Raw genomic sequence first — 16,402 nt, 5'->3', positions numbered from 1 at the left:
GTTAAAAATCTTTTATTCAACATCTTTTGATAGTTTTTTTGTTATCTCTTCTAAAGCATCAATGAATTCATTTAAATTGAAGTTTCTAAGCTTTTCTTCAGGTTTTAAAGTGGTCTTGTATAGTTTGATTTTTAGTAAAATTTTATTTAAAAAATCTAAATCACCTTCCATAAAATCAATAACATTACTATAATCATACCTATCTTTAAATATCTCACATAAACTGAAAATCATTTTATTTTTTGAACTTTTAACTGCTTTTATAAAGCTAGTTACATTAACAAGAGGAATGAAATCTTTATTAAATTTTTGTTCACTAAATAATACTGCTAAATTTACAATATCATTATTCGATATTAATTTAGAAAGTTTCATTGAAGTTTTGGTGTTATTTTCTGATTGTATTTTATTATGAAATTCAAAGATTTTGTCAAGTATTTTTTTTGTATCAGGATCTGGAGTGTTAAAATGTTTTAGAGTTTCAAAGGTTGCTAAATGAAATTCTTTTCTTTTAGCAGAAATTTTTAAGCCATCCAATAAGGTTTTTTCTAAATCTTTTTTTGATATACTTATTAAACCATTTTCTAAAAAATGAAAATAGAAATTTGCAATTTGCTTGTAATCGTACATCCAATAAATACCAGTTGCTGCTTTTTTAATAACATATTTTGATAAATTTTCAAATTCATTATCATCAAGTTCTCTAAACTTATAATTCAACAATTTTCTAAAACTTGTAATTTCTTCTGAAATCTTTTCAGGCTCTCTATTTTCTAATTCTTTTCTGAGTTTTTTGTTATCAAGATAACCAGATAAGACAAATTTATAAATACTTGGGTAAAAGAAGTATTGGTCAATTCTGTTTGTTAAATATCTATCATAAAATAATTCTGGATTTGATTTTTTTCTTGGCTTATCACTTTTATCATTTAAAAAATTAGATACTATTCTTGAATACCAATCTTTATTAATATTACCAAACTCCTTAAAATCATTGCTGTCTTTTGATGTTAGATTTCCGTTTTTGAATTCTATGCTAAATATAGCTGTTGAAAATAAAACTTCATTGATATATTTTTGGTCAGCTTTTTTTATGTTTGGATATACTGCCTCCAAAATATCTAAATAGAAAATTATATTTCGAAGGTTTTTTGATTTTTGTTCTTTAAATATCGAGATTATAAACTTTTGACTTTCATTTAAAAATTTATAAAAAATCTTTTTTGATTTATATTTTTCAATTAATTTTGGAAAAACATCTTCTAATTCAGGATTGAAATTAAGAACCCTACTAATAACTTTCTCTTTAATTTCATCGTATTTATGAGCTAACTGTTTATTAGATTTTTGTTTCTTTATTTTTTCTTCATCAGCGAGAATTATACATTTAGTATGCTTATGTTCAGTAAATTCAGATAAATAACCGATTAATTCATCAATAGGAATTTTGCACCTTTCTAAATCATCTAAACAAATACAATATTTTTTAAAATTAAAAGATTTTACAGTAGATCCTTTTAATAAATCTGTAGCTTCTGTTCTAAAGAAAAGTTTAGTCGTTGCATTTGCAATATTTGTAGAAATATTGGTAATACTTTTAACTAAATCACTTTGGTTTTCTCCTAATTTTGGAATAAAATGTAAGAATAGTTTGTGCTCTAAACTTTCAATAGAACTTATACCATTTAGAGATATGTACATAACTTTGAGATTATTTTTTACGATAATCTCTTTTAATTGTGAATTTAAATAAAACGTTTTACCACTACCCCAAACACCATTAATTAAAATAGCACTCTGGGTATTTTCTTTTTTAAGATACTTTTCAATTATTTTTTCTATGTGAGCCGTTTTCATATTTTTTCTTACAAAATACTAAAATATAATTATAAGTAAAGTTCTTTTAGGCTTGTTTCATTTTTATTGTTTAGTTTTTGTCTTAATGAAGCCATATCATTACTAACTTTTCTTTCGATAACTTTAGCATAAATTTGAGTTGTAGCAATTTTAGTATGTCCTAATAATTTTGAAACAGTTTCTATTGGAACACCATTGCTTAAGGTGATAGTAGTGGCAAAAGTATGTCTAGCAATATGGAATGTAAGGTTTTTCTTTATTCTACATAAATCTGCAATTTCTTTTAAATAAGAATTTAATTTTTGATTTGAAATGTTAGGAAACAGCGTTCTAGTTTTCTTAGTTTTAATGTGACCTTTATATTTGTTAATTAACATTTCTGCTATTGGTAGTAGAGGTATTTTTACTTTATTATGTGTTTTCTGTCTGTTAGTAATAATCCATCTACCACCATCTATTCCTAAAGCAATATTATCCTCATTTAATTGCATAACATCAACATATGATAAGCCAGTATAACAACTAAAAATAAACAAGTCTTTGACTAGGGTTAATCTTTCTATGCTAAATTCTTTTTTAATAATATCTTGCAGCTCATCTTCTCTTAAAAATTCACGTTCATTTTTAATATAAGTAGGCTTGAATTTTATGAAAGGATCTTTTTCAATCCATTCCATTTTATAAGCTAATGTTACCATTTTACGCAGTCTTTGAATATGCTTCATAACTGTGTTATTTTCCATTTGTTTTTGATGGTCTTCTGGAGTATAAGAACGTAAGAACTTTTCAAAGTCAACTATAAAACGATATGTTAATTGAGATAAATATATGTCTTGAATTTTTCTTTTTTTAGTTAAAAATAGTTTGATATATTTTTGAGTTGTGAAGTAATTTTTTAAAGTACCATAAGTTAATGATTCACTCATTTGAGTATTGTGATAATCGATTAAAGTAAGTAAAGAATATTCTTCATTATCTTCCCCTAAAAAACGAGCTTTTATAGATTGAGAGCAGATAAATGCTTTTTCTTTAATAAGCTCATCATAAGCTATATAAATTCTATTTTTTACTTGGTCTAAATACCTGTTAAGTAATCGTGATTCTTGTTTGTTACCTTTTGCTCTTCCTCTTTTAGAATCCCATTCAGATAAGATAACTTTTCGTTGTAAGCTTATATTAGCCCTTTTACCATTTACAGTTATCCTGCCATACACAGAAACTTCATTGTTTTTAATACGTGTTGCGTTTACCCAAAAAGATAAGGTAAAGTTAATTTGTGATTGCATAGTTGTCGTCTTTTAATTAAACATTCTTCTAGACGAAAGTCAAATCAACTATTTCAATTACAGTTTATTAAGGTTTAATTTGGTTCACACTTTCTTTATTTTGAAACTGTGAACCGAATTGTGAACCAAACTAAACTATATTAATTCAATTCCTATGATGACCTAAAAACCACAAAACCTTGTAAATCATACGATTTACAAGGTTTTAGTTTCTGTTGGTATTCATTTTAGTCGGGGTGGCAGGATTCGAACCTGCGACCTCCTCGTCCCAAACGAGGCGCGATAACCGGGCTACGCTACACCCCGAAAAATAGTCTTTAATTTCGGACTGCAAATATAGAATAATATTTATATATTGTATCGTTTTTTAAAAATTAATTTAATAAAATTATGAAACAATTTATCCGCACAATATTTCTTTTTTTAAGTGTTGCTATTTTTTCTCAAAAGAAAGACTATGAGTTAGTTGTGCCAGATCTTATAAATCCATGGGGATTTACTTTTTTACCCGATAATTCTATGTTAATCACAGAAAAACAAGGTAAATTAATTCACTTTAAAAACGGAAGAAAAACGCAGATTACCAATCTTCCTAAAATTTATGTTCGTGGTCAAGGTGGTTTTTTGGATGTAGAATTGCATCCAAATTACAAAGAGAATGGGTGGATCTATTTTACATTCGCTTCTTCTAAAGGTCAAGGAAATGGAGGAAACACCACTTTAATGAGGGCAAAATTAAAAGACAGTCAATTAATAAATAAAGAAATTTTATATAAAGCGTACCCAAATACTACAAGAGGTCAACATTTTGGATCAAGAATTACGTTTGATGCAAAAAATCACGTTTATTTTAGTATTGGAGATAGAGGAAATAGAGATGTAAATCCGCAAGATATTACTAGAGATTGTGGTAAAATTTATCGCTTAAATGATGATGGTTCTATCCCTAAAGACAATCCTTTTGTAGATCATAAAAATGCTAAAAAAGCAATTTTTAGTTATGGCCATCGAAATCCACAGGGAATGGAAATAAACCCTTTTACCAATGAAATTTGGGCACACGAACATGGCCCAAGAGGTGGAGATGAAATTAATATCATAAAAAAAGGAGAAAATTATGGATGGCCAAAAGTCAGCTATGGAATTAACTATAGTGGTACTAAATTTACAGATAAAACGAGTGCTCCAGGCATGAAAAGCCCTATTCATTACTGGACACCTTCAATTGCGCCTAGTGGCATGGCTTTTATCAATAGTGATAAATATGGGAAATGGAAAGGTAATTTGTTAGTAGGGTCTTTAAAATTTCAATATGTAAGTAGGTGTATTCTAAAAGGCGATAAAGTTTTTAAAGAAGTAAAATTATTAAAAGATATTGGCAGAGTTCGTTCTATTGAGCAAGGTGTAGATGGTTATATTTATATTGGTGTAGAAAATTTGGGAATTGTTAGGTTACTTCCTCAGTAAAACTAACTCGTACACTTCTGTCATTCTTTTCGCTTATTTTTTCATTATCAAAACTTATAAACATTCGCTTTTATAAGACCTAAAAAGCTATATTTTTACGGTACTAAATTGATACAAAATTATGGCAGACACTATTGAAAAAATAAAATGTTTAATTATTGGTTCAGGACCTGCTGGGTATACAGCTGCAATTTATGCTGCTAGAGCAGATATGAAACCAATAATGTATACAGGGATGCAAATGGGAGGTCAGTTAACAACAACAACTGAAGTTGATAACTTTCCTGGCTATAAAGATGGAACTGATGGCACTGCAATGATGATGGATTTAAAACATCAAGCAGAGCGTTTTGGAACAGATGTTCGTTTTGGAATGGTAACTTCTGTTGATTTGAGTGAAGATATTGGTGGAATTCATAAAGTAGTAGTTGATGAAACAAAGCATATAGAAGCAGAAACTATTATTATTTCTACAGGAGCAACTGCTAAATATTTAGGCTTAGAAAGTGAGCAACGTTTAATAGGTGGTGGAGTTTCAGCTTGTGCCACTTGCGATGGTTTCTTTTACAAAGGACAAGACGTTGTTGTTGTAGGAGCAGGAGACACTGCTGCAGAAGAAGCTACCTATTTGGCCAATATTTGTAATAAAGTAACCGTTTTGGTTCGTAAAGATTACATGCGCGCATCTAAAGCAATGCAACATAGAGTAAACAAAACTGAAAATATAGAAGTATTATACAATACAGAAATTGATGAAGTTTTAGGTGATAATGTTGTAGAAGGTGTTAGAGTTGTTAACAATCAAACGCAAAACAAGCATGAAATTGCTGTAACTGGCGTGTTTATTGCTATTGGACATACACCAAATTCAGATTTATTTAAAGGTGTTTTAGATATGGATGAAACTGGTTATTTAATTACTGAAGGGAAGTCTACAAAAACAAATATACCTGGAGTTTTTGCAGCCGGAGATATACAAGATAAAGAGTATAGACAGGCTGTAACTGCTGCAGGTACAGGTTGTATGGCAGCCTTAGATGCAGAACGATATTTAGGAAGTTTAGAATAGTAAAATTCAATTACCTATTATACAAAAGAGATTTCATTTCTGAAATCTCTTTTTTTTGTAATAAACCAAAAAGTGTGCAAATAAAGTTACTTTAAAGCAATATTTCAATTGCTCAATGAGGAAAAATTTTATATCGATTTTACGATTAAATTATTGCCAAATTTATAAACACGCTTTTTGATTTATTACACTTCAATAAACAATTTTAAATTACATTTAGAATCCAGCACCTGGGTTTGACGGAACAGACGCTGCTTGAGCTTTTTTAGGATTTAAAATCATATAAGTTCCTAAAGCAGTTAATGCTACATATTTTCCGTAATTTCCTATTTTATTAATAGCTTCTTTACGTGTAATATTTTGATTTTCATCCTGAGTTTTTTTATTGTTTTTCATGATATGTTTTACTATTAATTATTCTAATACTATTTTCTTACTTGTTGACCCTTTTTCTGTGCTTAATTGTACAATGTAAACTCCAAAGGTTAAGTTTGGTAAACTAACATCTGTTGCCCCTGTGGAACTAAATGAAGTATTTAATACTTGTTTCCCTAAAATATTAAATAATTTAATTGATGCATTAGTGCTATTTATCCCTATTACCCTTAGCTTATCTTTGTTAATAGGGTAAACACTTACTCCTCCTAAAGAAATTTCATCAGAACTTAATGCAGAACTTTTTGTATGTAAATAAAAACGTCCTGTACCATTTAATGTTTTTGTTAGAGTTACTTTATAATCGGTATTATTTTCATCTAATCTTGTTAAAGTATTTAGGGTTCTATCTTCCAAATAAACTTTTAAACCTTCGGGTAAGTTTAAAGCTTCTGCACTAAAAGTAAGTTCTTTACCAGCTTCAGCAATTATTCCAATTGCAATTATATTTTTTTCGTAATCAGAATTTGGTAGTGCCTGGATTTGGTATTTCTTACCATCATTTTCAATTAAATCAGTATAAATAGCTAGGCTATCAGATACACCTTCAAATAAATTACCATCATAACCAGTATCATAGCTTGTTGTTGAACCATCTATGTAATAAACATATGCTTTTCTAGTATTAGAGCCTTCGGTTAGTTTTAAAGCTATTTCCGGTCTTTGTTGCGCTTTTTGAAAAGTAGAGCTTGTATGGTTTACATGTGCATAGTCAAAAGTAAGATTGGTTTCATTAGCGGCCTCTACAAAAAAGCCTTGACCAGGTGCAATTTCATAAGAGCCATGTGAACCAGCTGTTCTTACTTCGTAACTTGAACCATTCCAAAACCACACTTGAGCACCAGAAATAACACTAGCGCCATTATCGGTAAAAAAGTCTCCTAAATTGAATGATGCTGTAAAAGGATTCCCTACTAAATTATAGTTATTTGTGTTTTGTGTTAATGCGAATGTTTGAGTAGAAGTATACAGGTCGTTTCCAGAAAAAGAAATATCTCCACCTGTGTTTGCTCTTCTTATAGCATAACCTTGAGCAACGTTAAATGTACTTGCTGCATCACCTGATTGAAAATAACGCCAGTGATCTGTATTTATATCAGCTGTTGTATTTAAATACCAACTTACCCCAGTATTATTTGCATTATCACCTGTATCAATTCCATTTGTTGTGTTCCATGTATCATCGTACGTTTCTCCGTTTATTGGTGATGACATTAAGTACCATTGTTCTCCGTTCTCTAAATTACGTTGATACGTAGCGTTTCCTGTATAACCTGCATTTGCAATAAATGATGCCCCAGATTTAATTGTAATATTATCAACAGTAACAGTAGTTGCTGCTGTTGGATAATTTGATGCATCAGAAGGAATTACTACATCGTCTGTTGTTAAAGGCACAATGTTAGAATCCCAATTAGAAGCTGTTGCCCAATCATTAGTAGTACCTACCCAAGAAACAAGATCATTATTAGACATTGCTGAAACTTCGCCAGCTGTAAGTGCTGTATCATAAATTCTTAAATTATCAATTGAGCCGTCAAATCCGCGATTAGTAGGTGAACTGTAATCATTACCTATCATTAACGGATTGCTACCTGTATTTAAAGTAACAGTACCAGACTTTTCTTCTACTCCATCAATAAAAAGTTTAACGTTTGTACCATCATAAGTAACAGCAACATGATACCATGTATTAGCTGTTAAAGCAACATCTGTTTGAACACTACCACCATTAAACTCTGCTCTTAATCTTTTATTATTACCATTTACCAAAAAAGAAAATCGTTCTAAAGTTTCATCAACTCCTAAAGAAGCGATGGTTTTCCAAGAATTCGTGTTATTAAACCTAATGTTAGCCATAATAGTTCTGCTTGCATTACCCTCTATAGCTGTAAAGTTACTTGAGGTAGCAAGAAAATTTGTTGATAGTACATTTGAAAGAGCATTGTTACCATTGTCATTTTTATCATTCCCATAAGAAAATGCTGGTGCTATGGTTAAATTTCTTCCATTTCCAGAACTGTCATTGGCATTGTTTGAAAAATCGTATTGTGCCTCTAAGGTTGCTGTACATCCAGTACAAACATTATTATCGTCTAAATCATTAATTTGGGCTTCGGTTAATTCACCACTGTAAATACGCACATCATCTATTGTTCCAATAAAACCTCTATTTCTGGGAGTATTGGTTTGATCGTTACCAATAATTATTGAGTTAGAACCTGTGTCAACTGAGTTCTCAACTTCAGATAGTACACTTACTCCGTCAAGAAAAAGTTCGATATTTGTGCCATCGTAAGTTACAGCAATATGATACCATGTATCTGTATCTAAATTTGTTGCATATTGGGTACTAGCTCCACCAAATTCTGCTCTTAGTTTTCGGTTTTGAATACCAAAACTAAATCTTTTTCCAGCAGTGCTTTGCCCATAACCTACAACCGCATACCAACCAGTTTCATTGGAAAATTTTACACGGGCAGCAATTGTTCTAGAATTTTTACCTTCTATAGCAGGAATACTAGGAGTTGATAAAAAATTGTATTGAGTAACAACGTCTAGCGCACTTGATGGATTAGCTGCTTCATCTGCCACAAAAGTTGGTGGGTAACTGGTTAAAGTTAAATTGTAATTGCTACTTAAATCATTTAAATTGCTATTAAATGAATAAGATGCTATTGGTTTTTGACCATAAGTAAAACTACTTATAGCAACCAATAAAAATAATGAGTAAAGATTTTTCTTCATGTCAAAGTTGATTATAGTTAAAAAATGTTTTGGTAAAACTATATTATATTGAGTATATCAACAGGGACAATAGATTCTTATACGGGGTACAAATGATTCATTTTTAACCCTAAACTTAGCTATATTGATAAATAATACACCAAAAACTAAGATTCAAATTATTTTATTTCTTTGAAATTTATATTTACTCTTAGTCAAAAAAAAAACCATTTTTATTTAGTTCTTTAATGCTCTAAACTCTGTAAAAATCCCATAAATTTCATGATGTGCAACATTTGTACGTAATAATTAAGATACCTATAACCTTGATAATCTTTAATTTTACGGCAGAAAAAAAATAAACAATGTCAAAAAAAATAAACAATATGAAATTCAGGTATTATATTTTAATACTTTTTGTATTTCTCTCTGGAGTTGTTTTTAGTCAAAGTACAATAACAGGAGTGGTAACAGATAAAGACAAAATACCTCTTCCTGGGGTAAGTGTAATTATTAAAGGATCAGCAAAAGGAGAATCTACAGATTTTGATGGTAAATTTTCTATCAAAGCCTCTCCAAACGATATTATACAATTTGCTTTTTTGGGTTTTGCAACTAAGGAGGTAAAGGTTGGTAATCAAACTTTAATTAAAGTTATTTTAGAAGAAAGTACAGAACAATTAGAAGAAATTGTAGTAATAGGTTATGGTACTAGTAATAAAAAAGAGCTGGTGTCATCAGTTTCTTCTATTAAAGGAGATGCATTAGAAAACCAACCTGTTTCAAGAGTAGATCAAGCATTACAAGGTAGAGCTGCTGGGGTAGAAGTTGTTTCTAACAGTGGTGCACCAGGGGCTGGAGCAACTATTAGAATTAGAGGAAACAGCTCTATAAACGGTAACAATAATCCCTTATTTGTAATTGATGGTTTTATTGTTGGTACTGGATTTAACTTAAACAATATTAATGTAAATGACATAGAGTCTATAGAGGTTTTAAAAGATGCAACTGCCTTATCAATTTACGGTACACGTGGAGCAGCTGGTGTAATTTTAGTGACCACAAAAAGTGGTAAAGGCCTTGAATCTGGTAAACCTTCTATTTCTATTAATATGTATACAAGTATTGATCAAGTTACCAATGAAATTGATATTTTAGATGGAAATGATTATGTAAATTATGTTAACGAAGCAGGCCAATTTACACCTGGTACACCTATTAATTTTGGTGGCTTGCCTATTGCTGTTGGACGAACAGATACTTCATTGCCTCAACAATACGATCCGAGTCAAATTCAAACAACAGATTGGTTAGATTTAGTTACTCAGCAAGCTCTTAAAAACAATTTTGACATTTCTATACGTGGTAATTCAGAAAATATTAACTACTATAGTTCAATCAATTATTTTAGTCAAGAAGGCCTTTTAAGAAATTCTGGTATAGACAGATTTATCTTTAGAAATAATATGGACATTAATATAACAAGCAAATTAAAAGCTGGTTTTCGATTAAATGTTACAAGGCAAAAAAGAGAAAATAATAAGATAAATTACGGAAATATTGTAAGTAGTGTTTTACCTATAAGAAGTGTTTATGACGATAATGGTAATTTTACAGCAGAAAACCCAATAAGTGGTTCTTTGCAAAGAAACCCTATTGCTGACCTTGAGTTAAGAGTAGATCATGATCTGGTTACTAACATTATAGCTAATAGCTATTTTGAATATGAAATTATAAAAGACTTAAAATGGAAATCTAGTTTTGGTGCTACACTCAACTATTTTAAAAACAACAGATACTTACCTGGATTGTTACCAGAACGTTTAGATACCAATCTTGGTGGAGAAGCAAGAGTTCAAACAAATCAGTCTAAAAACTTACTGCAAGAAAATACAATTACCTATAAAAAAACATTTGACAAACATTCTTTAAATGTCTTAGGTGGTTTTACTTGGCAAAAAATTAATAATGAATCAGTTGCTACATTGGCAGGCGGTTTCCCTTTTGATGTTATAGAATTTAATGGCTTAGGTATAGGTTCAGATCCAGAAACATATCAGGTAGATTCTGGATTTAGCCAAAGAACATTACTATCTTATTTAGCTCGTTTAACATACTCTTATGATCAAAAATATGTACTTACACTTGCTGGTAGGTATGATGGTTCTTCTGTATTTGAAGATGGTAGTAAATATGCTTTTTTTCCATCAGTTGGTGTAGCATGGAATATCGATGAAGAATCTTTTATGAAAGACCTCGAACTTATTAATAGATTTAAGGTTAGAGGTAGTTTTGGTATTGTTGGCGAGCAAGGTATTTCTCCTTTCAATTCTTTTGATAGATACAACCCAACTTTTAATTATTTTAATGAAAACTTATATTCTGCTGTGCTTCTTGGTTCTCCAGCATCAAGAGGATTAGTTTGGGAAACTACAGAACAATTAGATTTAGGTTTAGAAATAGGTTTTTTACAAAATAGAATAAATTTTGAAGCCGGTTATTATAGAAAAGTTACTAAAGATCTACTTTTAAATACAGATATACCGAATACTGCTGGTATTGGCAGACTTACAAGAAATATTGGTAGTGTTCAAAATCAAGGAGTAGAACTTTTATTAAACTCAGTTAATGTAAGAAATAACAACTTTAAATGGACGAGCTCTTTAAGTGTATCTGCTAATAGAAGTAAAGTTCTAGATTTAGGTGATGAAGAGATTATCCTTCTGCAAAACACAGGTAATCAGGGTAATGCTTCAGCTGCATTAATTGTTGGGCAACCTTTTCCTGTATTTATAGGTGCAGAATACTTAGGAACCTATCAAGACCCACAACAAATTATAGATGATAATCGTATTGGACGCTCTTTTCTTGGTAGCCCACGATTTAGAGATTTAAATGGAGATGGAACCATTAATAATCAAGATGCATTAACAATAGGTAGCCCAGAAGCAGATTTTTTTGGTGGTTTAAGAAATACATTTACGTACAAAGGTTTTTCGTTAGATGTTTTCTTTCAAGGATCTTATGGTAATGAAGTTTTTAACGTATTAACACAAACCTCTTATTATGGAAGAGGAGATCAAAATTTAGATCCAAGAGTATTAAATAGATGGCGAGAAGGTATAGATGAGGTTTCCAACATACCTAGAGCAGGAACATCTACTTCTGTTTTTAATCCAAATAGTACTGTAAATGTAGAAGATGGTTCTTTTTTAAGGTTAAGAACCGTAAGTTTATCATACGATTTACCAATAAAAAACACTCCATTAAAAGATGTCGTCAGAAATATTAACCTTTATGTTATTGGAAACAACTTAGCCTTATTCTCTAAATTTAGTTTAGGAGATCCAGAAGTCAATAATTTTTCATCAGGTTCAGGGTTTAATTCAGTATCTCAAGGGTTCGCTTCAGGGCAATACCCATATGCTAGAAGTATTTTAACTGGAGTAAAAATAGAATTTTAATAAAGCAAAACATGAAAAAAATTAATAAAATAACAGCCATTCTTATTCTTGGGCTAGTATTACTTGCCAGTTGCGATTCCTTTTTAGAGGAAGAACCAAGAGGTCTGCTTCAAACAAATAATTTTTACAATAATGATAGAGAAGCTGTTTTGGCTTCTAATGGCCTTTATAGAGTTTTACAAAGAGGAAGTCTATACAGAACAAGAGGTTTAGACAATTACTACGTTAATGGTGCAGATTTGGTAGGCCCAAGTAGAAATGTAAATGGAAATATTCATAATTATCTTATAGATGAAGGTGTTTCGGATGGTAATGGAACTTGGGGAGCATTGTATGAAATCGTTAGAAACGCTAACGATATCATAGCCAGAGTTGAGAGTAATGAAAATTTATCAGAAGCAATTAGAAATCAAGTTTTAGGTGAAGCCTATTTTATGAGAGCATTAGCATACTTTCATCTTACCAATCTTTGGGGAGACGTTCCATATTTTAGAGAACTACTTCCAATTCAAGAATTATCTGTTTTAACAAGAACACCAAAAAGCACCATTACAACAGATATGAAAACAGATCTAGAATTAGCTTTTAATTTACTACCAGATTCTTATGGGGCTGCAGAATTAGGTAGAGCTACTAAATATGCTGCAAAAACACTGCAAGCAAAGTTTTATTTATTCGATCAAGAATGGCAGTTGGCATTAAATGCTTGCAACGAAATTATTAATAATTCGCCACACAGATTACTAGATAATTTTGCAGATATCTTTGATCAGACAGACAAAGAAAATCAAATTAAAGATGAACATATTTTTGTTGTTGATTTTACTACTGAAGGTGTTTTTGGAGATGCAGGTACACAAAGAACAGACGACTATACACCTAGAGGCAGCAGAGATGAACCTGCTAACCCTGCTTTAAGATCTCAATTTTTAGCCGATTTAGATGCTCTAGATGAAGAAATGACAGGTTTTGCATTTGCAATTCCTTTACCAGAATTTGCTGATAGAGCAAATTGGGATACTGATGATTTAAGATATGATGCAACTATAGTTACAGAGTACATAGGGTATCAATTAAAATTCCCATATTTTAGAAAGTTTTGGAATGTAACAAAAACATCTCCAAGGTTTGATCATCATGAAAACTATATCGTTTTTAGATTGGCAGATGTTTATTTAATGGCTGCTGAAGCTGAAAATGAGTTAAATGGACCAGCCAATGCATATGTTTATGTTAACGAAGTGAGAAAACGTGCTTTTAATCCAGACAAACCATGGTTCGGAATGAGTCAAGAGCAATTTAGATTAGCTATTCGTGATGAACGTAAATTTGAATTGGCAGCAGAAGGACACCGAAAAATGGATTTAATTCGTTGGGGAATTTTATTAGATGTTGTAAAAAATGTGCAGCACAGATCTTTTAATAACCCTGCTGCAAATATTCAAGAAAAACATCTTTTGCTACCAATACCTCAGCAAGAACTTTTATTAAACCCTAATTTATTAATTACAGATCCAACTAATAACGGATACAGATAAACGTTAGTTTATTTCTTTTAATAAACAATTTATATGAAAATAATTAAAATAATCATTTTTCTTGTATTTGGAATTCTTTTCCTATCCTGTAAAAAAAATGAAAAAAAAGTAGCCGTTAATTACAACCAGAATAACATTAATCATAAACCTAATATTATTTACATTTTAGCAGATGATTTAGGTTATGGTGACTTGAGTATCTATGGACAAAAAAAGTTTAAAACACCTAATATTGATAAGCTTGCCAAAAGTGGTTTAATTTTTACACAACACTATTCAGGAAGTACTGTTTGCGCACCTTCTAGATCAACATTAATGACGGGAATGCATACAGGACATACTGTGGTTCGTGGAAATAAAGAAATACAACCTGAGGGTCAATACCCAATTCCTGATAATACTTACACAATAGCAGAAGCTTTAAAAAAAGCAGGTTATCAAACAGGTGCATTTGGTAAATGGGGTTTAGGATATCCTGGTTCAGAGGGTGATCCAACATCTCAAGGATTTGATACCTTTTTTGGGTATAATTGTCAAAGATTAGGACATAATTATTACCCAAGACATCTTTGGTCTAACAACGACTCTATAGTTTTAACTAAAAATAAAGGAAAAAATAAAGGAACCTACGCACCTAAACTTATTCATGATAAAACACTAGATTTTATTGAGCAAAATAAGGAAAAACCTTTTTTTGCGTACGTTGCATCTATAATACCGCATGCAGAGTTAATTGCTCCTGAAGAAACAATAAAAAAATACAGAGGTAAATTCGAGCCAGAAAAACCATACGTAGGCACAGATGATGGCCCAAATTATAGAAATGGACCCTATGAATCACAAAAAGAACCTAATGCAACATTTGTAGCAATGATAGAGATTTTAGATAATCAAGTTGGAGAAATAGTAAAAAAAATCAATGATTTAGGTTTACAAGATAATACTATTATTGTTTTTACATCTGATAATGGACCACATCGTGAGGGAGGTGCTAATCCTAAATATTTTAATAGTAATGGAAAGTTCAGAGGTTTTAAAAGAGATTTGTACGAAGGAGGTATTAGAGTTCCTATGATGGTTTCTTGGCCTGGAATGATCGCTCCAAATAGTACAACTGATCATATTTCTGCTTTTTGGGATGTGTTTCCTACATTTACAGATATAGTGGGTATAGATACACCAAAAAACTTAGATGGTATTTCTTTCTTACCTACCTTAATAGGTAAGTTTAATCAACAAAAAAAACATGAGTATCTGTATTGGGAATTCCATGAAAAAGGTGGTCGTCAAGCTGTACGAAAAGGCAATTGGAAAGCCGTTAAATACAATGTGTTTAAAAAGCAAAATAATAAATTAAAGCTCTTTAATCTTGCTACAGATCCAGGTGAAAAAAACAACCTTGCTGATAAACATCCAGAATTAGTTGCTGAGTTTGAAAATATAATCAAAGATGCACGAGTACCATCTTCTATTTTTACTTTTAACCAAAACGCTTACTTAAACAGTAAATAAATTATAACACAATAATTATGAAAAACATACAAAAAATTATCTTTAAAGGGTTTTATATCATCCTTATTATATTTATAAGTTGTGGTGGTGTAGAAGATCTTACACCTGTGTTTCCTGCTGATAATGTTGATGAAACAAATAATCAACAAGGTGATTTTGCTGGAAATTTAAAAATAGTTCTTGGAGATTTTAAACAGGCTCAGATAAAAGAACTTATTACTACAACAGCAGAAGTTGAAAGCATTTTAACTGGTTTTGAAAAATTAGGAGTAAATGGTATTAGAATTACAATCTTTCCAAAAGGAGAAAATCCTAATCAAGAACTTTTCGATTATTTCTATACCAGAGCAAAATCTAAAGGATTCAAAATAATGGCTAACCCAGCTCTTTGGGAAGGAGCTGTTAGAATAGCAAACAAAGAATTAAATAATACACCTTTAGACAATAATAACCCACAAGCAACAGGCCCATCACCTTTAAATAATAATGCAGCAACAGATGTAGTAATTGCAAGAATCAAAGAATTTGCTCAGAATTATGAAGTAGATTGGATTACCCCTTTTAATGAAGATGGGAAACCTGGTCGATTTTGGAGTGCTGCTCAAATAAATAAAATCTATGCATCTCTTCATAATAATTTAAACGGAGCTGAATTAATTGGCCCATGTACTTGGGGTATTGGAGCTGGTACAGATATTCTTGAACAAACAGATATTAAACAATACATAACAGTTGCAACTACACACAACCTAGGATTTGATCATGATAAATGGAATGGTTTTATAAACGCTTCTGGAGATTTACCTGTTTGGGATTCTGAGGTAAATAATAATGCCACTGCTTTTCCAGATAGATTAACCAGAATGGATGCTGCTATACAAGCAGGTGTAGATGGTTTAGTGCTTTATGATAGCTGGAGAGGTATTTCTTTATCTGATGGATCTTTAAATGCAGCAGGAAGGTTATGGAGAACCAAAATATATAAATAACAAATGATTTAAATTGTACCAAAAAGCCACTTTTAAAAAGTGTGTAAATAAATCATAT

Annotated in this window: 10 protein-coding genes and 1 tRNA gene; 6 read left to right on the top strand and 5 right to left on the bottom strand. The window is 30.8% G+C overall.

The genetic code is table 11. From position 1 onward, the window contains the following. Positions 1-12: 12 nt before the first annotated feature. The 3 genes from ACW9UN_RS00975 to ACW9UN_RS00965 all read right to left on the bottom strand — a co-directional run bounded on the left by ACW9UN_RS00975 (position 13) and on the right by ACW9UN_RS00965 (position 3,449). Positions 13-1,857: a P-loop NTPase fold protein gene (locus tag ACW9UN_RS00975; protein ID WP_459483125.1), complete on the bottom strand. Its 1,845-nt coding sequence runs from the start codon at positions 1,855-1,857 to the stop codon at positions 13-15. 29 nt (positions 1,858-1,886) lie between these two features. Then, positions 1,887-3,143: a site-specific integrase gene (locus ACW9UN_RS00970; protein WP_459483124.1), complete on the bottom strand. Its 1,257-nt coding sequence runs from the start codon at positions 3,141-3,143 to the stop codon at positions 1,887-1,889. A gap of 231 nt (positions 3,144-3,374) precedes the next feature. Next, a tRNA-Pro gene (locus ACW9UN_RS00965) sits at positions 3,375-3,449 on the bottom strand. A gap of 84 nt (positions 3,450-3,533) precedes the next feature. Between ACW9UN_RS00965 and ACW9UN_RS00960 the strand changes: the two genes are divergently transcribed. Then, complete coding sequence (locus tag ACW9UN_RS00960; RefSeq protein WP_459483123.1) at positions 3,534-4,610, top strand: PQQ-dependent sugar dehydrogenase; 1,077 nt, start codon at positions 3,534-3,536, stop codon at positions 4,608-4,610. 121 nt (positions 4,611-4,731) lie between these two features. Next, on the top strand, positions 4,732-5,679 hold the full coding sequence (trxB, locus tag ACW9UN_RS00955) for a thioredoxin-disulfide reductase (RefSeq protein WP_459483122.1): 948 nt from the start codon (positions 4,732-4,734) through the stop codon (positions 5,677-5,679). A 216-nt stretch (positions 5,680-5,895) separates the two neighbouring features. Here the strand turns inward: trxB and ACW9UN_RS00950 are convergent, their stop codons facing one another. Beyond that, entirely contained in the window at positions 5,896-6,075 is a 180-nt protein-coding gene (locus tag ACW9UN_RS00950) for a hypothetical protein (RefSeq protein WP_459483121.1), read from the bottom strand. 18 nt (positions 6,076-6,093) lie between these two features. Beyond that, the gene (locus ACW9UN_RS00945; RefSeq protein ID WP_459483120.1) at positions 6,094-8,862 is read right to left on the bottom strand and encodes a LamG-like jellyroll fold domain-containing protein; all 2,769 of its coding nucleotides are present in this window, start codon (positions 8,860-8,862) and stop codon (positions 6,094-6,096) included. 344 nt (positions 8,863-9,206) lie between these two features. On the opposite strand from ACW9UN_RS00945, the gene ACW9UN_RS00940 reads away from it, so the two are divergent. Genes ACW9UN_RS00940 through ACW9UN_RS00925 form a run of 4 tightly spaced genes read left to right on the top strand, consistent with a single transcriptional unit; the run spans position 9,207 to position 16,344 of the window. Then, positions 9,207-12,305 (top strand): SusC/RagA family TonB-linked outer membrane protein, encoded by a 3,099-nt coding sequence (locus ACW9UN_RS00940; RefSeq protein ID WP_459483119.1) that lies wholly within the window; start codon positions 9,207-9,209, stop codon positions 12,303-12,305. An 11-nt stretch (positions 12,306-12,316) separates the two neighbouring features. Next, on the top strand, positions 12,317-13,843 hold the full coding sequence (locus tag ACW9UN_RS00935) for a RagB/SusD family nutrient uptake outer membrane protein (RefSeq protein ID WP_459483118.1): 1,527 nt from the start codon (positions 12,317-12,319) through the stop codon (positions 13,841-13,843). Between the two features lie 33 nt (positions 13,844-13,876). Beyond that, positions 13,877-15,355: an arylsulfatase gene (locus ACW9UN_RS00930; protein ID WP_459483117.1), complete on the top strand. Its 1,479-nt coding sequence runs from the start codon at positions 13,877-13,879 to the stop codon at positions 15,353-15,355. A 17-nt stretch (positions 15,356-15,372) separates the two neighbouring features. After that, positions 15,373-16,344 (top strand): hypothetical protein, encoded by a 972-nt coding sequence (locus tag ACW9UN_RS00925; protein ID WP_459483116.1) that lies wholly within the window; start codon positions 15,373-15,375, stop codon positions 16,342-16,344. Positions 16,345-16,402: the final 58 nt, after the last annotated feature.

This window comes from Polaribacter litoreus (genome assembly GCF_054584775.1).
Note: the sequence above shows the minus strand (reverse complement) of the source record. Positions and strands in the feature narration are given on the sequence as shown.